Raw genomic sequence first — 530 nt, forward strand, 5'->3', positions numbered from 1 at the left:
TGGCGGCATAAAGTTTACGCATAATTACCTCTCGCTTTTCTGCAATAAAAAAGGCGTCATTTCTGACGCCCGTTCTGGGTTATAAAATTCAGCTGATACTGATACCTGCTGTGGATTTTTTCATCACCACAACCAGCAGATCGCTGATACTGGTTGTTGGTGTCCAGTTATTCGCTCCTGATGAAGATACGGTGAATGTCAGTGTCAGCGTCCCCTGTCCGGCAGGCATATCTATAACTGAGGAAAATACGCCCTGAGCATCCGTCGTGGACTGATTAAAAATCTCCTGACCATTGCGGGTCACTCTTAACCGGCAGGTTGAATACCAGTATGACTGTTGGTTATTACTGTTGAAATTCTCATGCTTACCACCGCGGAATAACACTGGCGGTATCATGACCTGCCGGTCAAACTTCTGATCATCACTGATTCTTACCGTGATGGTGCCACTGGCATAAGTGCTCGTGCGGGGGAAAGTGAACCGCCCCGGGAATCCTGGAGACTAAACTCCCTGAGAAAGAGGTAAACAG

At 47.5% G+C, this 530-nt stretch carries 1 pseudogene; it reads right to left on the minus strand.

The features are described from left to right. Window positions 1-88: 88 nt before the first annotated feature. A pseudogene (locus HEN33_RS25415) lies at window positions 89-478 on the minus strand (phage tail tip domain-containing protein); the annotation flags it as partial. Between the last annotated feature and the right edge of the window lie 52 nt (window positions 479-530).

The sequence above is a fragment of the Escherichia sp. 94.0001 genome (assembly GCF_013369155.2).
Lineage (GTDB): Bacteria > Pseudomonadota > Gammaproteobacteria > Enterobacterales > Enterobacteriaceae > Escherichia > Escherichia coli_F.